Origin of the sequence: Limnoglobus roseus (assembly GCF_008254045.1) — a bacterium.
GTDB lineage: Bacteria > Planctomycetota > Planctomycetia > Gemmatales > Gemmataceae > Limnoglobus > Limnoglobus roseus.
Genome location: NZ_CP042425.1, coordinates 8,884,812 through 8,902,436 on the forward strand (window position 1 = coordinate 8,884,812; position 17,625 = coordinate 8,902,436).

General features: G+C 68.4%; 15 protein-coding genes and 5 pseudogenes. 11 read left to right on the forward strand and 9 right to left on the reverse strand.

Features of this window, described 5'->3' with window-relative positions; translation table 11 throughout:
* Positions 1–262: 262 nt before the first annotated feature.
* Complete coding sequence (locus tag PX52LOC_RS38110) at positions 263–442, reverse strand: helix-turn-helix domain-containing protein (RefSeq protein ID WP_246173592.1); 180 nt, start codon at positions 440–442, stop codon at positions 263–265.
* Between the two features lie 379 nt (positions 443–821).
* Here PX52LOC_RS38110 and PX52LOC_RS43150 point away from each other — a divergent pair.
* From PX52LOC_RS43150 to PX52LOC_RS38130, 4 genes and pseudogenes are all read left to right on the forward strand, one after another.
* Positions 822–935, forward strand: a pseudogene (locus tag PX52LOC_RS43150) (integron integrase); the annotation flags it as partial.
* Positions 936–1,101: 166 nt separating this feature from the next.
* Complete coding sequence (locus PX52LOC_RS38120; protein WP_149114990.1) at positions 1,102–1,701, forward strand: DUF4291 domain-containing protein; 600 nt, start codon at positions 1,102–1,104, stop codon at positions 1,699–1,701.
* Positions 1,702–1,822: 121 nt separating this feature from the next.
* Positions 1,823–2,353 carry a hypothetical protein gene (locus tag PX52LOC_RS38125; protein ID WP_149114991.1) on the forward strand — a complete coding sequence of 177 codons (531 nt, stop codon included), beginning with the start codon at positions 1,823–1,825 and terminating at the stop codon, positions 2,351–2,353.
* 181 nt (positions 2,354–2,534) lie between these two features.
* Positions 2,535–3,023: a pentapeptide repeat-containing protein gene (locus PX52LOC_RS38130; RefSeq protein ID WP_168219469.1), complete on the forward strand. Its 489-nt coding sequence runs from the start codon at positions 2,535–2,537 to the stop codon at positions 3,021–3,023.
* Between the two features lie 30 nt (positions 3,024–3,053).
* On the opposite strand, the gene PX52LOC_RS38135 is transcribed toward PX52LOC_RS38130, so the two are convergent.
* Positions 3,054–3,674 carry a transposase gene (locus tag PX52LOC_RS38135; protein ID WP_168219470.1) on the reverse strand — a complete coding sequence of 207 codons (621 nt, stop codon included), beginning with the start codon at positions 3,672–3,674 and terminating at the stop codon, positions 3,054–3,056.
* 103 nt (positions 3,675–3,777) lie between these two features.
* A pseudogene (locus PX52LOC_RS44340) lies at positions 3,778–4,179 on the reverse strand (IS110 family transposase); the annotation flags it as partial.
* Positions 4,180–4,569: 390 nt separating this feature from the next.
* Here PX52LOC_RS44340 and PX52LOC_RS38145 point away from each other — a divergent pair.
* Positions 4,570–4,770 (forward strand): hypothetical protein, encoded by a 201-nt coding sequence (locus PX52LOC_RS38145; protein WP_149114995.1) that lies wholly within the window; start codon positions 4,570–4,572, stop codon positions 4,768–4,770.
* On the opposite strand, the gene PX52LOC_RS43160 is transcribed toward PX52LOC_RS38145, so the two are convergent.
* Positions 4,767–5,093: a transposase gene (locus PX52LOC_RS43160; RefSeq protein WP_246173594.1), complete on the reverse strand. Its 327-nt coding sequence runs from the start codon at positions 5,091–5,093 to the stop codon at positions 4,767–4,769. The two genes, PX52LOC_RS38145 and PX52LOC_RS43160, sit on opposite strands and share 4 nt — an antisense overlap.
* A 170-nt stretch (positions 5,094–5,263) precedes the next feature.
* A pseudogene (locus PX52LOC_RS44345) lies at positions 5,264–5,638 on the reverse strand (IS110 family transposase); the annotation flags it as partial.
* 90 nt (positions 5,639–5,728) lie between these two features.
* Here PX52LOC_RS44345 and PX52LOC_RS38155 point away from each other — a divergent pair.
* The 4 genes and pseudogenes from PX52LOC_RS38155 (at position 5,729) to PX52LOC_RS38165 (ending at position 8,866) form a co-directional block, all read left to right on the forward strand.
* Positions 5,729–6,490: an ankyrin repeat domain-containing protein gene (locus PX52LOC_RS38155; RefSeq protein WP_149114997.1), complete on the forward strand. Its 762-nt coding sequence runs from the start codon at positions 5,729–5,731 to the stop codon at positions 6,488–6,490.
* Positions 6,491–6,787: 297 nt separating this feature from the next.
* Positions 6,788–6,973: pseudogene (locus PX52LOC_RS44480) on the forward strand (IS3 family transposase); the annotation flags it as partial.
* A 139-nt stretch (positions 6,974–7,112) separates the two neighbouring features.
* On the forward strand, positions 7,113–8,228 hold the full coding sequence (locus PX52LOC_RS38160; protein ID WP_149114998.1) for a M24 family metallopeptidase: 1,116 nt from the start codon (positions 7,113–7,115) through the stop codon (positions 8,226–8,228).
* A 95-nt stretch (positions 8,229–8,323) separates the two neighbouring features.
* The gene (locus tag PX52LOC_RS38165; protein WP_149114999.1) at positions 8,324–8,866 is read left to right on the forward strand and encodes a hypothetical protein; all 543 of its coding nucleotides are present in this window, start codon (positions 8,324–8,326) and stop codon (positions 8,864–8,866) included.
* A gap of 140 nt (positions 8,867–9,006) precedes the next feature.
* Here the strand turns inward: PX52LOC_RS38165 and PX52LOC_RS38170 are convergent, their stop codons facing one another.
* From PX52LOC_RS38170 to PX52LOC_RS38180, 3 genes are all read right to left on the reverse strand, one after another.
* Positions 9,007–9,438, reverse strand: coding sequence for a hypothetical protein (locus tag PX52LOC_RS38170; protein WP_149115000.1), 432 nt, complete (start codon positions 9,436–9,438; stop codon positions 9,007–9,009).
* A gap of 139 nt (positions 9,439–9,577) precedes the next feature.
* Positions 9,578–11,563 carry a protein kinase domain-containing protein gene (locus PX52LOC_RS38175; protein ID WP_149115001.1) on the reverse strand — a complete coding sequence of 662 codons (1,986 nt, stop codon included), beginning with the start codon at positions 11,561–11,563 and terminating at the stop codon, positions 9,578–9,580.
* A gap of 4 nt (positions 11,564–11,567) precedes the next feature.
* Complete coding sequence (locus PX52LOC_RS38180; protein WP_149115002.1) at positions 11,568–12,140, reverse strand: RNA polymerase sigma factor; 573 nt, start codon at positions 12,138–12,140, stop codon at positions 11,568–11,570.
* 147 nt (positions 12,141–12,287) lie between these two features.
* Here PX52LOC_RS38180 and PX52LOC_RS43170 point away from each other — a divergent pair, with 147 nt between their 5' ends.
* Positions 12,288–12,689, forward strand: a complete 402-nt coding sequence (locus tag PX52LOC_RS43170; RefSeq protein WP_246173597.1) for a hypothetical protein — start codon at positions 12,288–12,290, stop codon at positions 12,687–12,689.
* 23 nt (positions 12,690–12,712) lie between these two features.
* Here the strand turns inward: PX52LOC_RS43170 and PX52LOC_RS44350 are convergent.
* A pseudogene (locus PX52LOC_RS44350) lies at positions 12,713–12,937 on the reverse strand (hypothetical protein); the annotation flags it as partial.
* Positions 12,938–13,241: 304 nt separating this feature from the next.
* Between PX52LOC_RS44350 and PX52LOC_RS38190 the strand changes: the two are divergent.
* Positions 13,242–16,913, forward strand: a complete 3,672-nt coding sequence (locus tag PX52LOC_RS38190) for a serine/threonine-protein kinase (protein WP_168219473.1) — start codon at positions 13,242–13,244, stop codon at positions 16,911–16,913.
* Positions 16,914–17,625 lie beyond the last annotated feature (712 nt).

Consider the following 17,625-nt stretch of genomic DNA (forward strand, 5'->3'; position numbering starts at 1 on the left):
CGTGGACGTCGGGCATGACCGTTCGGGGAGTGACTCGGGCGGGTGACGGGTCGTCGGGCGGCCGTCGAGACTAGTTGACCACACCGCGGAGGGTCGGTCAATGCGCTCGACAGAAAAAGCCAGGTTTGTGGCCGGGTGGTACGTCATGCCGTGCGGGTGAATTCCGGCCCGTACCGCTAACCGATCGAGGCGGCCGCACCTCAACTCCGTCAGGCTCCGGACGGAAGAATCGATTGCGACTTCCGAGCGTCGGTTGCCCCTCCTATCCGTCTTGGCGGACTTGCTTTTCGATGGCCTGGAGCTTGGCCCGCAACGTCGTGCGGGAGATGCCGAGGAGTTGGCGGGCTGGCACCTGGTTGCCGCCGGCCCGCCGCAACGCCAATACCGCCCGGTCCACGGCCCGCTCGACTTTCGCGTAGATGTCTTCTTCGCCGCGATCCACGAGGTCGTTCGTCAGGGCCTACAAGTCCACCCGGTCGGGCATCGACGAGGGGTCGGCGACCATCCCCCGGGTCGGGCGGGACTGGCGCGGCTGGCGGTCGGACCCGAGCGGCGACCGGATGCTCGGCTGCCGTGAAGAGCAGATCGCCGTCTGGTCCGTCCGCACGGCCGGCGATTATACGTCCTCGTGCATCCGGCCGCCAAGACGAGCAATCCCGCGTGCTCACCTGACGGCCGGCGGATCGCCACCATCGCCTCCGACAAGCAGGTCAGCGTGTGGGACGCGGCGGACGGCAAACGGATCCGGGCGTTCGACGAGTTCGCGCAACTGCGGGACACTATGCACGGTTACGTGTCGCCGGCGTGGAACCTGGACGACCGTGCGGACGGTGCAGGAGTTGCTGGGGCACACGAGCGTGGAGACGACGAGGATCGATGTCCACGTGTTGAACAAGGGCGGCCGCGGCGTGGCGAGCCCGGCCGACTGTCTGTAGCCGGCCGGGCCTGGAGCGGACGTTTCACGAGTTGGTGGTTGACCCGCGCCGGGACGGCGGTTAGCCTGGCGCCCACGGTCGCGCGGCGAAAGGTCGGCGACCCGGACGGATGAGAACAACTCCGAGTCGGCCTAATTCCCTGTTCGGCAAGAGAGGGCTTCTGGCGGTGGCAGCAGAACACGAGATACGGGCCGACTACGACCGGGACACCATCGCCATCTACCAGGCGTACTCCCCGGCCATCGCCAACGCGGCCTTGGAGGCCGGCCGGTTCATTCCGCCGTTCTCGTTCCACCGCATGACCTGGATCAAGCCGTCGTTCCTGTGGCTCATGCACCGTAGCAACTGGGGGCTGAAAAGTGCCCAAGAGCGGGTGCTGTGTGTGCGGGTCAAGCGGGCGGGGTGGGAACGGGCGTTGTCGCTGGCCTGCCTGACTTCGTTCGAGCCGGGGGCGTTCGCCAACCCGGATGAGTGGGCCGAGCAGTTCGCCGCCGCACGGGTGCACCTGCAATGGGATCCGGAGCGTTCGCTGCGCGGGGCCGGCCTGCCGTACCACAGCATCCAGGTCGGGCTGAGTCGGCACGTCATCCGTGAGTACGTGGACGAGTGGGTGGCCGGCATCGAGGACATCACGCCCCGCGTCCGAAAGATGTATGACTTCCTGCAGTCCGGGCAGGCGGATAAGGCTAAGCGGCTGCTCCCCCCGGAACGGGTGTACCCGGTCAGCCCGGAGTTGGGCCGGCGGCTGCTGATCGGCGGGTCGTAAAGGCACGCCGAACCCGCTGCAGCAGACACCGGCCGCATGAATTGGTTCTGGACGTTCATCGGCTTCTGATTGCGGCCGGGCCGGTGAACTCGGTCGTTCGGCCGCGGAGGTGGAGGGGCGGATGGGACTGTTCGACCGGTTCCGCAAACCAAAGCCGGCCGTTCCACTGCCGCAACTTTGCTACGACGTGGCGTACTTCGTGCTGCCGCACTACGCCTTCAATGACCTGGCCAAGCTCGCCGAACTGTGCCTGAACACCCCCACGGCGGCCGACCCGTTCTTCTACGTCATGGCCGCTCAGATGCGGAAGGTCGAGCCGGACGCCGAGGACGCCAAGCGGTTCCGCTGGCACCACGGGCAACTCGGCGACGGCCGCGAGTACTTCGCGCTGGAATACCCGACCCCGCCGCCGGTCGATATGTCCGAAGTGTCGATCGAGCAGATGGTCGGCGGTGGCTGCACCAAGCTCGTCCTCGCCCCGCACTTCTCGGCCATCCTTCGCCAGGCAGGCAGCGCGCAATACTTCATTCTGGGGCAGGCCCCGATAGGCGGCGGGACGACACTACGGTGCGTCCTGCCCGAAGGCGCAAACTGCAACCTCGGTCCCGGACCGGAGCCGAAGCTGGCGTCGTTCCTGGACGCGATCCGCTAGTGGGCGGCAAAGTACGCCGAACCCGGCGCGGCACCGGCACCGGTAGCATGAATCGCTTCTCAGTGGTGTAGGTCGCTGAGCGCGGCCGGGCTGGTGAGCATGATCGTTCGGCCACAGAGGGCTGCGGATGCGGAGGTCGCTGGAAGACACTTGGAGGCTCCTTGAGTCGCAGCACGCGGACGTGCCCCGCCACCCTGACGGCCGACCGCTGATCCGCGACCGGATGCCCACCGTCTACGACGAGGAGCCGCTCGGGTTCAGCTACTTTCGATCTGGGCTGGAGGACGACGACCGCAGTCACCTGACCATGCCCCGCACCCTGTTCAGCCGGTCGTGGCTGGTCCGCACCAGCTTCGCCGGCACCGACCTGTCCGAGTCGTGCATGTGCTGGAACGACTTCGACGGGTGCGACTTCAGCGGGGCCGACCTGTCCGGGTGCGACATGCGGGCGTCCCACTTCCGGGGGTGCCGGTTCGCCGGGGCGGTGCTGCGGGGCGCGGACCTCCGACGGTCGTCGTTCGAGGGCTGCGACTTCGCCGGGGCCGACATGGCGGGCGCAGTCGCCGAGGACGAGGACCTCGACGGGTGCATCCACGACTTCCTCAGCCCAGAGCAGCAGGCGGTCATGGCGTTGTCGCCGGACGAGGGGCCAGAGCCGCCCGGCGGGTAGCAAAGGCACGCCGAACCAGGTAGCGTGTTGTCAAGTGGCGATTTTTGATCCTCGGTTGGGGTCGAACGGGGTGCGGTTCCTCAACACCCCGTAGCAGAGCATCACCAGCTTCCGCATGCACGCCCCGATGGCCTGCATCTTCGGCTTCGGGCCGCCAGGGCGGTCGGCGGCCGTGAGGCTTTCGAAGAATCTACGAAGGATGGGATTGAACCGGACCGCCGTCTGCGTCGGCAGGAATAGGGCCTTGCGGATGCGGGCGTTGCCGGCCTTGCTCAGCCGGGTCCGCTTCCGCACGCTGGTGCCGCTCTTGAACTCCCGCGGGGCCAGCCCGCAGTACGCGGCCGCCGACTGGGCGGACGGCAGCCGGTCGACGGCCGGCAACTCGGCCAGGACGGTGGTCGCCGTCGGCCGGCCGACGCCGGGGATGGATTCCAGCAGCCGCCGGCCGTCGGCCAGCCGCTCGCTCGCCGCCACCGCCGCGTCGGCGGCCGCCCGCACCTTCCCGGCCTCCCGCTCCAAGAAGCGGACGGTCCGCGCGACCGACTTCCGTGCGGCCCCGGCCAGGGCGGGCGAGGCCAGCCGCCCCTTCTCGCGGGCGGCCAGCTCGGTCAACTCGTCCGCCCGCTGCGTCAGGGCCTGTAATGCCTGCACGTCGGGCGGGGACGGCTGCCACGCCGGGGGGGGGTGCCTCGCGGGCTGTGTACGCGGCGATCAGCCGGGCGTCGGCCTTGTCCGTCTTGTTGCCCCGGCCGCGCATCAGGCCGGCGTGCCGGATGCGGGTCGGGTTGACCACGCTGACGGTCCGGCCGGCGGCGTGCAGGTGGGCGGCGACCGCGGCCGAGTACGGGCCGGTGGCTTCCATGCCGAAGTGCAACGGGCGGCCGCCGGCGTGCCGGTCGGCCCAGGCGGCGAGGGCGGCGAACCCGGCCCCCGCGTTGGGGAAGGCCCGCTCGCGGGGGGTGCCGTCGGGGGCGAGTAGGCAGCAGTCGAGGGTGTCCTTGGACACGTCGATGCCGACGGCAGAAGTGGTGGAAGTGGTGCCCACGGCGTCCCTCCCCTCTGGCTCACGGATGCGGGGTCGGACTCGGAACGAGTCGCCCGCGGGGTAGCGTCCGAGGTCGAGGAACGCCGGCGGCCGGTCCGCCACCTGGTTCACGAAGTCGGAGCCTCACGCGCTGCCTGCGGTTGGTCCGACCGCCGGGCTATCGCCTAAACGACCCCGGCATGGTAACATGTGAGGCGCTGCACACGGACCCCGCGGCATGAATTGGTTCTGGTAAGTCATGAGTCGCTGAGTAGGGCCGAGCCGGTGAGCGGGGTCGACTATGAAGCCGTGTAGGTCAAGGATCAGACCATCGGAATTTTCCCGCTCCTGTTTCGGTCGTGGGTTCGCGGTCGTCGGGGATTCACTCGACTATTCGCGGTCACCGGCTGAGTCGCCGGGCCGCACGGATCACATGCAAATGGTCGGGGCCACGCCTTCATTCGGACACGGCGGTGGGCACCTGAGCGCCTGCCCCGTCGACCCAGCTCCGCGTTGACCCCGATGGTCCCTCAGCGAACTCCGACCGCGTCACACGTCGGCGGTGGTTCCTGCCACGCCCGCCCGCTCTTCAACACGCCCCAACACCGGACGAGCAACTTCCGGCCGACGGCCACCGCCGCCTTCTTCCGGCCGACGCCGTTCTCCGCGGCCAGCCGAGCCCACGTGGCTTTCGCCCACGGGTTGTACCGCAGGCTGCACTAGGCCGCCTCCACCATCGCCGACCGGAGCAACTTCGGCCCTCGCTTGGTACACCGGCCGCGGCGGTCCGTCTGTCCGCTCTGGTACGGCCGGGGCACCATGCCGGCGTACGCACTCACCTCGTCGGCCGTGCGGAAGCGTTTCGCGTCGCCCAGGTGGCAGGCGATGACCTCGGCCGTCCGCGGGCCGATGCCGGGGACCGTTTCCAATAGGACCACCCTCGGGTCGGCCCGGCCGATCGCGTCGAGCTTCGCCTCGATGGCGGCGAGTTGTTCGACCAGGAACCGATACCGTTCGAGCAGCGGTGACAGTTCGCCCCGCCACAACTCCCCGGCCGGGCATTCCGCCAGCGGCTTCGCCAGCGCGTCCAGCCCCTGCAGGCCGACCGCCGTCCACGCCCTCGCCCCGGCGGGGCGGTCAACCCCTGCGCCACGGGGAGGGCCCGGACGCGGTTCTGCGCCCGCACCCGCTCGCCGAGCAGCCGCTTGCGGAGGCCTCTGAGCGACTTCCACTCGCGGATCGCCTTGGGCAGCATGGGCACCGTCGGCAACTCGCCCATCGCCGCCAGCCGGGCCAGCTTGAGGGTGTCGTCGCGGTCCGTCTTCCGCTTGACGTTCTGCCACTTCCACGCCTCTCCGGCCGTGTTGGCCACGGCGACGGCCAGGCCCAACGACTGGCACACGTCGGTCACCCACCCGGCCCCGGAGCACGCCTCGATCACGACCACGGCGACCGGCTCACGGCCGAGCACCTTCCGCAGTTCGTCCGGCGTCGTGCGGAAGGTGCGGAACCGGGTCGCTTTGGTGGCCGGGTCGTAGTGGCAGGAAACCGAGTTGTATTTGCTCAGGTCGATGGCCAGAATGGTGTTCATCCGCAAGCCTCCACGAGAACGGGCGTCCGAGTCACACTACGCCACGGCTTGCATGGATTCTTTCGGCGAGAGAAGGCGGAGGGCGTCCGGGTGGCGAAGCGTAAACCCGATCCCCGGCGTGACTGGTTCGACAACTGCGGCGGTTGGTCTGCGCGGCACGACCTGGGCGAGTTGCGTCGCGGGCTGACGGCCGGATTCCTCGACGACCAGGACGAGTACGGGATGACCGCTCTGCACCTGGCCGTCTCGTCGGGGTGGTTGGAGGGTATCGAGGAGTTGCTCCTGGCTGGGGCGGCCACCGAGGTGCGGTATTTCCGCACGGGCGAGACGCCGCTCATGACGGCCGCGAGTGACCTCGGCACGGGCAACGGCGAGCGGCTGAACAGCAAGGCGATGGTCGCGCTGCTGATCGCTGCCAGGGCGAACCCGGATGCCGCGAACCACTTCGGGCTGACACCACGCGGGTTCACGTCGGCGCGATTCCCAACCCGGGGACCGTTCGCGGACATCCCGGAGAAGGCCGTGCAGATGCCGGAGCCTCGAATCCAGAACGCGGAACACTTGGCGGACCACTACCACCCGCAATTCAAGATTCCTGAACGCAAGGAGCGAGAGTCGATGCCGGTCGGTCAGGCGGTCGACCTGTATGTGTACGGACCGAAGGCCGTGGGCAAGCGGGACACGGTCAAGGTACGGATCACCGCCCGCCGCGGCCGCCGGCCGCGGGTGCGGTACACAGCCGTTGTGGAGACGCCAGCCGAGCGGACACACTTGGCCGCCAGCACGACTGAGGTGGAATTCGGGCCGGAGAACATCGCGTCCGTGTACGTTCCCCGGCCCACCAAGAGGTAGCGGTTGGCCGCGGGTAGCAACGGCCCGCCGAATCCCGGCGCGGCGCCGGCCCCGGCGGCATGCATTGGTTCGGGATGTGACAAGGCCACGGAGTGCCGCGGCGCCGGTGATTTTGATCGGGCGGTAGAGGGATCATGGCACGACAGCCACACAGTCCGGAGATACGCCGCGCCATCGTCGAGGTGGTCGAAAATCAACTACGCGACGGCACGCCCCCCGGAAGCGCGAGCGACTCTGGACCGCCTGTTGGCAGCGGGCCACTCCCGGGCCGCGGCTATGGCGTTGTCCCAGGGTAGGGACAACTTCTCGGTCGAAAGCCCCTTCGCCACACGGATGCGGGAACCGGCGCACGACGAGCGGTACGCCACGCAGGAGCTGGTCAAGGCGAGCATCTTCGAGTACGTCGTGGCGTTCTACAACCGGGTCCGCCGACACTCCCCGTGGGGGTATTTCGCCCAGGCCGAGTGCGAGCGCCCGCACAACTCCCGACAGCCGTTAACCCCGGCTCCATTTTTCTTGGGGAAGACCAATAGATATAAAGCAATGAACCATTCTGGGTATTCGAGAACCATCCTCTCCTTTGAATGCCCGACCATCTATTCATTCTGCTGCGAGGTGACGATTGAGCTTCCATGATGCGCGGTTGAGATTCCTTGCGCAGGCGTTGGGCAGTCAGTCCTGCGACGCCCTCTTGGTCACGAAGCCACAGAACGTCTTCTATCTGACCGCCGGCCGATTCGAGGCCGCGTACCTGCTCGCGACACCGAAGAAGACAATCTTAATCCTGCCCAATGAAGACTGTTCTCAAACCGCCATCATTCCCTCGGTCGAAGTCCAGTCCGCCGCGAGCGACGAAGCGGCCGTGGAATCGCTCGCGAAACTCCTCGCCCTGCAGGGGGTCAAAACCCTCGGCGTCGAGGGCCATCATCTGAACCTCCAACAGACCGCGGCTCTCGCCGAGAGGCTCCCGCGGGCGAAACTGCACCCCTGCGACAGCGTCGTGGAGGGGGTACGGGCGACGAAAGACCTGTCTGAGGTGGAATCCATTCGCCACGCCGCGGACGTGGCGGCCCGCGTCTGGCTAATGTCGACGGTGATGCTCGCCCCGGCCGACACGGAAGACGGACTGGAAGCGGCCGCACATGCCCTCGCTTGGCGGGCGGGCGGCCGCTTGGCCAACCGCCGACCGGTTCGGCTCGGCGTTGGAACCGGCTTCGAGGCGGCGGACCCGAGCCCCCTCGTTGGGGAAGTGAGCAAGCTCACGTTCGACGTGACCGCGGCGGGGACGTATCACAGCCGGCTCGTCCGCTCGATGCGGTCGCCGTTCCCCGCCCCGACGACACGCACGAGCAAGGGGGAACGGGTCGGCCGGAACTTCGACGCGGTTTTCAAAGCCGTGTGCGACGCCCACGACGCGGCGGCCGCCAGCCTGCGAGACGGCGTGTCCGTCGCCGAAGTCTACGGGGCCTGCCTGGAGGTCGCGCGAAAGGCGGGCTTCGCGAACGCCCTTTCGCCGGCGCTCGGCCACGGGGTGGGGCTGGAACCGGTCGAAGGGCCTTCCATCACGGCGGCGGCCGGGCCAATTCTGACATCGGGCATGGTGGTTCACGTCGCTCCGAAGATCACGTTCTCGGGGTGGGGTGGCGTCTCGATCGGGGACGACTACGTGATTCGAGGGGGGCGTGCCACCCGACTCGGGACGACCGGGCGGGTGGCTCCGACCGCGGCCACGCGGTAGGCCGGGGAAAAAATCACCATTCGCTGTCCGATTTCTCCGCCGCAATTCGATTGTCGGAAAGAAACTCCACCCTCCTTCCGACCGAGTAAATTACCATGCGCGACATTCTCACGCCGGACGCGCCGACTCCGGCCGTCCGGACAAAGTGGGTCCGGGCTTACTCCGATTTCCTCCTCTCCGTCCTCGGACTTCGGGCACTCCTCCGAACCGAATCCCACCTGGGGATTGCTCAACAGATTTTGGCGGACAAGGCGGTGGTGCTTTTAGAGTTGGCGGACGAACTAAACTCGGTGGGCCTGTGCCCGACCATGCTGTTCGCCGGGGAAGAGGACGCGCTGTGGCAGGCGGCCGTGAGGTACGGCACGGCCAACTGTTGGAGGGTACTGCTCTCCGGCGGGGCGATTACCGATGTCCTCCGCGCGGCCGAGGATTGCCACCTCGCCTGGGGAGCGTTCCGCCGGGCGATCCTGTCCCTCCCCGAGAACTTCGAACGCACGATCCCCTCACTCGATCCGGGATTCCTCCGCCCGGACTGTCTCCCTTGGCTCTTTCAAGCCGGCGTTCGCCCGGCTTGCCGCGGCCGAGACGAGGCAGGCCAGCCGGTAGCTCAGCACTTCGATGAGCCGGTCCATCGCTAAGGGGGGGGAGCCCATCGGGACCCCGAGGCGAGCGGACTCGCCCCGGACCCAGTGGAGGAGGTGCGGCGGGCCGAGCCCGTGCTCCACCGCCCGACGGACGATCGTCGCGTAGGGATTGGTCATGGGTCTGATCCGACGATTTAGCCGCGGTCGGTGTCGGGTACGTCCTTCGTCCCTTCGGGTGTCTCGGGCGAGCCGGTCGGGTGGACGTCGTCCTCGACCTCGGGCGACACGTTCTGATCGCCGTCCGTTACCGTGGCCGTCACCATCCCACTCTGGCCTGAACCGACGAAGACAGTGAACGAAAACGAACCGTCGGAGGCGGTCGTCGCGTGCTGCCCGTCGATCCCGGTCATCCCCCCGCCGAACGTCACGGACAGCCCGGCCGGCTGGTCGTCCGCGACCGTACCCGAAATCACGAAGAACCCGTTCGAAGCTTCGTGGGCCACGAAGTTGTTGATGACGGGCGTGACGCCCGTCGGTAGGACCAGGGCTCCAAGTGGTTCGACGGCGAGGCGGGCGCGGAGATCCGGCCGCGCGCCCGAGGGGCGGCGATTGAAGAACGAGCGCATGGGGTGATCCCAGAGAGGAAGTGGAGCAGCACCAATGCCGCTCTGAGGCGGGTAATCGAAATGGGGTTGGGGAAAGTGACAGGGACGGAAGAACAATTTATGAAATTGTCGGAACGTGGGTCTGACCGTCAGTCGGGCTTCACGAGGCGAATGGGCTGATCCAGCGGAGATCGACGTCCGCCGCCGCCGTGCCCTGGGGGATGCTGTGGAGGAATGCCACGTCTGCGGGGGTCAATCGGTGCTTCAGGTGGGGGTGTTTAATAACGGCGGTGCGGTCGGTTCCGAGGCGGATGGCCTCGGCCGCGTAATGGACGGCGCGGCCGGCGTTCGCCCCGCCCGGCACCGCCGCGTACAACCGGGCGGCGTCGAGGCTCAAGGCCGCAGTGACCCGTCCTCCCGCCATCACCGCCGTGATGTCCTCCAGGCACCGCTCGTCAGGAAGCATTCGGTTAATCACATTCCGATCCGCCCAGAACCGCGCCATCGCCCGGTTGTAGTGGATCGCCCGGGAGTCCGGGTCCCGTTCCAATGCCTCGTCGAGGAGGAGGACGGCTTGGGCCATTTCAACCGGGCTGTTATGCCGGGCGGCCACCAGGTTGGCGGCCCAGTTGTTCAAGACCCATGGTTCGCGGAGGGCGAACGTTTTGACCGCTTCCTCACTCTTCGCCCAAGCCGTCTCGTGCTGTGCGGCGAGGGACAGCGCGAACGCGAGCGTTGCCACTTCGCGGCCGGCCGGGTGGAGTTCCGCGGCCGTTTGGAAGTCGGCTAATGCGGCCGAGGTTTTGCCGTGGGCCAGGAAGGAGCGGCCCCGCGCGGTAAATTCCTCCGCCGTTCGGGGGTCTTTCGGGGGCCGCGTTACGGCAAGGGTCACCCCGGCGAGGAGGGCCATGAGCAATCCGACGGCGGCCAGCGCCGAGAATCGCCGCTGCGGACGCCCGTATCGGGCGAGGTGGTCCGCCACCTCGCGGAAGGTTGGGCGCCCGCCGGGCGCGGCCGTGAGACATTGGCGCACCAAGTCGGAGGCGGCTCGCGGCGCCCCCGGCACCGGGGCCGGTCGGAACGCTTCCCTTGCATCGTAAGCTCGCTGAACGGCTTCCCGCACGTCGTCCGTTTGGGCAGGGGCGAACGGTAACGATCCGGCCAGGCACTCGTGTAAGATCAACCCGAAAGAGTACACGTCGGACGCCTCACCGTCGCCGACCGCCACCTCCGGTCGGAGCATCGCCCGGAGGCGTTCAGGGGAGGCGTAAGCCACCGTCCCACCGACGACGGAGGCCACGTCTTCGGCGGCAGTCGCCAAATTAAAGTCGATCAAGAGCGGGTGGCCGCCGGGGGCGATCAGGACGTTGGTCGGCTTCAGGTCGCCGTGGGAAATGCCCCGCGATCGGGCGTGGGCGAGCGCCTCGGCCAACTTCCCGGCCACCCGAAGAACCCCGGAAACGTAACCCTGCCGGACGGACAACAAACTCGGACGGGTCGGCACCGCCTCGTCATGGCCGGCGGCCTGAATCAGACGGTCGACCCGTCGGGGACGGGCCACCCCCTCATACGCCGCGTCGATTACTCGGCGGAGGGTGGCGGTCGCTTCGAAGGGCATTGCCACGGCGTGGAACCCCTGGAGGGTTCTCGACCAGAGGACGTCGACGATGTGGGGGTGGCTCACCTGGCCAAGGCTCAACCCCTCCCGCGACGGCCGCCGCGAGAGTTTCAGAACGACGGGCCGTCCGATCGACACATCCTCGACCAGGTAGACGCGGGCGAACGCTCCACGCCCGAGGTCGCGGGTAAACCGCAACTCGCCCCAGATGTCCCCGACTTCCGGCCACGGTGCCTGGGTGAGCACGTCGGGGCGGCTCGTCAGGATGCGGTGGCCTTCGAGGACGTCGCGGATTTCGGACCGCAGGGAGTCAAACCGGGCGCAGAATCGACTGAGGTCGGGCTTCTCGCCGGCCGCCTCTCGCAGGCAAAACTCCTCGTACGCGAGGTCAATCACGAGCGTCGGTCGGGCCCGCACCTCCGGGTCGGCGACCGCGGCCGCCGCGTCCGGCGTCTGGCCGCCCCGCCACGACCGCACGAGCTCTCGGACCCGCTCGGCGACAGGTTGAATCGGAGTCGTCGGCCGCATTGGTTCACTCGCCAAGGTAACTCTTCAGACGCCCGACGACCCGGTTCACGGTCCGCACAGACACGCCCGTCACGGCGGCGATCTCGTCGTAGGTGAACCCGTCGCGGAGCATTTGCAAGATCGGGTGGTAGGCGGGTGGCAGTTGTGCCAATAGGCCGTCCCACCGCTCGGCCGCAATCGCCGCTAAACTGGGCGTCGGGTCACGGCCCGGGATCCCGGGCCGATTCGAGTCGCCATCCGACACCGGCGACACCACCTCGCGGGCGATGTCGTACTTCTGGGACTCAAACCGCTGCCGGAAGACGTCCGCCACCTTATTCCGGGCCACCCGCCCCAGGAAGCCGGCCAGGGCTTCCGGCGTAGCGAACGTGCACCGCTCGGGGGGCAAGGCGAGGAGGGACGCCCAGACGTCCTGCACGAAGTCGAGCGAATCGAATTGCGTTCGCAGGCGGTCATGAAGGTTTCGGCGCACGGCAGCTCGAATCACCCCTCCATATCGCTCGAACAAGTCAGCCATCGCGGCGCGGTCACCCCTACGGAGGCCGTCAACCAGGTGGTTGAAATCCTGCGAGTCCACGGAATCGACGCCTACCTGTTTTGAATTGGTCGAAAGGTTTTACAAGGGCAGCATAGACGAGAAGAAATCCTGGGGCGAGCACTTTCCCGGATCTCTTCTACCATCCACTTGGGCGGCCGAGCCGAGAAGATTGGGATTGCACCTGCAATGACCGTGTGCGGTCAACTCGACGGGATGATTGCCGGCCTGCTCGATCGCGTCTTGGTCAAAAACTATGGCCACGAGAAGTTTCTGCAATTTCAGCCGCCATGGGCCGAATCGAAACTGATCGCGTCTCCGATATCGGCCAAATCTAGCGCCCGGGCGTTTACAAAAACGGGGTCGATTGTTGATGCGAGCGGACCTTCAACGCGGCCCGCACGCGGGCGATCGAGCAAGCCCCATCCCGAATTGACAGATATCAGGCTGCAGCCGGGGGTCGTGTCGGAGCAGCCCGCCGAGCCGCTTCCGGCACCGCACCGGACCGAGCAGAACCTTGAGGAGCGTCGGCGGTTCCTCGGCGAGCGGAGTGTATTCCCGATACCTTGGTGCGGCCGCACGGAATTGTAATGGGTCAAACACTCGGTCAACGGGTGCCGCAGGTGCTTCTCGCCGAACACGGCGTAGTGGTCGCGCAACTCGTGCCGCAGCCTCTTCGCGAACCGCTCGGCGTGGGCGTTCAAGTTCATGGGTCTCGGCCCGACCCGCTCGACTGTCGCGCCCTCGGCCGTGTTCTCGGCGTCGAACTCTCGCGTGTACTTCCCTTCCTGGTCGATGATAAAGTCCGCCCGCGGCAGACACATCTCTTCCATCGTCATCGTGGTGTTCCGGGCCTGCTGCTTGACTCAGTCGGGGCGTGCCGTGACACCCGCGAGAATGCCTTCCGGCTTCCCGTGTGGAGGAAAAAAGCACGAACACTTCCACGGCGCACCGCGTCGTTCACGTCCCAACCCAACCGTTGTTGCTACCCGGGGAAGTTGGTCCATGTCGCCCTCATTCGGCCCACGTCCCGGGCCGTCAGCCTCACCACAACCGCGTGGAATGTGGGCAACTTCTCGGCCGCACTTGCGGATGCGACGATTCGATTCCATAGTCCATTCGCCCGGCCGTAACGAGGGTCCCATGACGCCGCCCGTCGACGAGGCGACATTCGTGTCGCCGCACAAAAATCGGCCCCTAACCGAGGCCGACGCCCCAACCGTCGCTAACGACGCACTACCCGACCTGGGGGGCCACCGCTACGACCTGCGCGAGTTGATCGCCACCGGGGGGATGGGCGCCGTCTACCGGGCCTGGGACCGCCTCCTCTGTCGGGACGTGGCCGTGAAAGTCCCCCACACCAAGCCGTCCGGCCCCACGCTCGACCGGTTCCGCAACGAGGCGACGACCGCCGCCCAGTTGCAACACCCGAACATCCCGCCGGTGTACGACGTCGGTGCCCTGCCGGACGGTCGGCCGTTCTTGGCCATGAAACTCGTCGTCGGACGGACGCTCGACACGTTCATCCGAGACGGCTCTGCGACCCTCGACATCCCGGCCGTGCTCGAGGCCGTTGCCCAGGCGATCGGGTACGCGCACGACCGCGGCATCCTCCACCGCGACTTGAAGCCGGCGAACGTCATGGTCGGGGCGTTTGGCGAAGTCCAGGTCATGGACTGGGGCTTGGCGAAATCGATCGGGCCGCCGTCCGGACGACATCCCGCGGCTCGGCCGGCCGCGACCGGCGGGGCCGCCTGCCCGTCGGCCGGCGACCTCGTCGGGACGCCCGCGTACATGGCGCCGGAACAGGCGAGCGGGGCGCCGCTCACACCGGCGGCCGACGTCTTCGGCCTCGGTGGCGTCCTCTGCGCGCTCCTCACCGGGGCGGGCCCGTTCGCCGACGACGACTCGGAATCGTCCCTGCGGCAGGCCGCGGGCGGGGCCGTGGGCGCAGCCCATGCCCGGCTGGACACGTGCGGCGCCCCGGCCCCCCTGATCGAGCTGGCGAAGCGGTGCCTCGCCGCCCGCCCCGCCGAGCGGCCGGCCAACGGGTCGGAGGTGGCGGTCGCCGTGGCCCGCATCCGGCTCGACGCCGACGACCGTGCGCGGCGGGCGACGCTGGCCCGGGCGGTGGCGGACGCCCGGCGGCGGTGGTGGGTGCGGGGGGCGGCGGCCGTCCTCCTCGTCCTCGCCGCCGGGACGGCCGCCGCGCTCTGGCAGACCGGGCGAGCGACAACGGCGGAAGCGGCGACGCGCGAGCAGTTGACGAAGACGGTCGCGGCGGAAGCCCAGGCCCGCGCGAAGGGCGAAGAGGCGGAGGCCGCCCTGCGGGTCGCCGGCGCGAGGACGGACCTGGCCCTCGGCGCGTTCCGGGAGTTGGTGTTCGGCGTGCAGGAGCGGTTGGAAGAGAGGCCGGGCACGCAAGACCTGCGGAAGGCCCTGCTCGGAGTCGCCCGCGACGGCCTGGAGAAGATCGTCGGCGACCCCCTCGCGCGCGGCCGCCCGGACCGGACACTGTTCGCCACCCGCATGCAACTCGGGGACTTGGAGCAGTCGCTCGGCCACACGGCGGCCGCCGACCGCGAGTATCGCGCCGGCGACGAACTACTCACCCGACTTCGGGCCGCCGACCCGGCGAACGCCGAACTTCAACACGACCGGGTGTTGATCCTCAGCCGCTTGGGCGACACGGCCCTGACGCTCGGCCGCCCGACCGAGGCGCGGGAACTGCTCCAGCGCGGCCTGGACGCCGCGGAAAGCCTGCTAGCCGCCGTTCCGGCCGACGAGAAAACCTGTCGCGTGCGCGACGCGCTCGCCAGCCGCATCGCCACCCTGGAACTGGACGCCGGGCGGCCGGAAGACGGACTTGCGTTTTTCCAGACTTGCCTGCCGGCGTTCCAGCGGCGGGCCGCGGCCGCACCGGCCGGCGCGGCGGCCCACCGCGACCTCGGCGTCGTGTACACGAAACTCGGCGACGGGGCTCTGAAACTCGGCCACGCCGCCGACGCGGAGGGCTACTTTCGACAGGCGTTCGACGTGTTTGACCGTCTCGCGGCCCCGCAGGACTTGGCCATCCTCTACGGCCGCCTTGGCGACGCGGCCGCCCACCAGAACCGCGTCGCCGACGCCCGCAGAAACTACGAACGGGAACAGGCTCTGTGCGAGCGACTGGCGGTCGAGGACCCGAAGGACGCCGGGCGGCAGAGAGCGGTTGCCGTCAGCCACGAGAAGCTCGGCAACTTGGCCCTCGCCGAAGGGCGGCGGGACGAGGCCCGCGACCGGTACCGCCGGGCGGCAGCCGGTCTCGAGCGGCTGGCCGAGGCCGATCCGGCGAACGGGTCGGTCCGCAAGGACCAAGCGATCCTGTACGAGAAACTGGGGGCCGTGGCGTTCGACGCCGGGCAGACCGCGGCGGCGGCCGACTACCACGCGAAGGCGGCCGCCGCCTACGAGACCCTCGTCGGCCTCGACCCGCGGGACACCGCCGCCCGCCGCTCTTGGGCCGTCAGCTGCTCCCGGCTCGGCGACGCCCTGTTGCGGCACGGCCGCACGGCCGAGGCGCGGGCCGCGTTCGAGCGATGGCACGCCCTCGCCGCGGAACTCGCCGCCCCGGACGACGCGGCCGCGAGGCTGGAGGTGGCGAAAGCCCTCACCGGCCTCGGCGACACGACGTTGCAACTCGGGGACCGGGAGCGGGCAACCGCGTTCCAGCGACAGGCCCTCGCGATCCGGCAGGCGCTGGCCGCCGCCGCCCCCGGTGAGCTGGCCGTGCGGCGGGAACTCGGCGTCAGCCACGACCGCCTCGGCAACCTGGCCCTACAAGCCGGACAGTTCGAAGACGCCCTCGGCCACTACGGCCGCGCGGCGGCCGTCGCCGAGGCGCTCGCCGCCGCCGACCCGGCGAACGTGAACGACCGCCGCGACCACGCCGCCGTGCTGGACCGGCTGGGGCTGGTGTCACTCCAACTCGGCCGCCCGGCGGAGGCCCTCGCCCACTGGGGTCGCTTCAACCGCCTCGCGCTTGAGGTGGCGGCCGCCGACCCGACGAACGCCCGCCACCGGCGGCTGGTCGGCATCAGTTGGGTGCGACTCGGCGAAGCCGCCCACCGCCTCGGCCGGACCGCAGAGGCGCTGGAGCACTTCCGCCGCGGCGTCGAGGTCGCCCGGTCGGCCCGCGACGCCGACCCGGCCAGCCTGGAAGCGGCGACCGACCTGTTCGTCCTGAGTCTGAAGTTCGGCAACGTCTACAAGGACTTGCACCGCTACGCCGACGCGGTCGGGTGGTTCGCGGCCGGGCGAGCGGCCCTACTGCCGTGGCACGAGAAGGGGCGGCTCACGGGGTCGGCCGCGGACTACGTCGCAATGATGGACCGGGAGTTGGAACTGTGCCGTGACGCCCGGCGGGCCGTCGAGGATGTCGAATTCGTCTTCGGCCTTCCCGCGGCCCGCGTGCCCGATCTGGCGTTGATCCGCGTCAAGAGCCTGATCGGCAGTGGGCGGCAGGCTGAGGCCATCGACACGGCGGAACGGCTCGCCAATTGGGCCGAGTTGCAAGGCCGCGACGCCGCAGACCATTGCTACAACGCCGCGTGTGCCGTGGCCCTGTGTTGCCGCACGCCGGCGGACCCGCTACTGGACAAGGCCCTCGCGTTGTTGCAAGCGGCGACCGCCCGCGGGTACTTCACGCCGGCGACCGTCGCCCACTTCAAACGGGATTCGGACTTCGACGGCATCCGCACGTGCCCCAAATTTGTCGCGTTCGTGGCCGCGCTGGAACGCGGCCGGGAAGCCGCCCCGCGGCCGCGGGAAAAATGACGCCCTCGTGATTCCGAGGAACCTCTCGACCGCCCGACGGTTGATGATCGGGTGGGGGCAAAGTCCGCTCTTTCGCGGCCCGTTCCGATCCACGTTCGTCCCGGTGCAGTCAGTCGTGGTGGCTCTGGTTTTGGGTCACGGCGTGAGAGGACGACTCGGCCGCGAGGTCCAAAGATGAGAAGAAGTCGTGCGGCTGTTAACTCGAAGGATTCCGGTTTGGCCTGAACCCGATTTCGCCCCCTGAGTTAACACAACTTGAGACATCCGAGTTCGAACGCGGCTTCACTCGGACGCCGGGGCGGATTCTCACAGGAGTCGTTTCCCCATGGCCCTTCTCGATTCAAACCGACGGAATCCCCGGGAAACAAGCTATTCTCGCATAGTCGGAGAGAATCTCGCGCCGAGAGTCACGCCTGAAAGTTCGCAATCTGTTCTCCCCGGGGAGTTCGTCAGGCCGGTCGCGGAACTTCGGACCGGCGGGTTAACGGAAACGGCCGAGAGTGTGAACTCTAGGCCGTCCGCATCTCTCGGCTCGTTTTCAAGCCTTTCGCGCGTTTCTCAAGTCTCAGCCAGAGTCTCTAGTTCGCGAAACGCAATCGAGGGTGCGAGGCGAAACGCTTGGGTTCGTCTCGCACCCCGAGACGAACGGAGAAAAACTCTCGCCGTCTCGGCTTAACAGACCCAGGGGTTAACACAACCCGATTGGGATAAG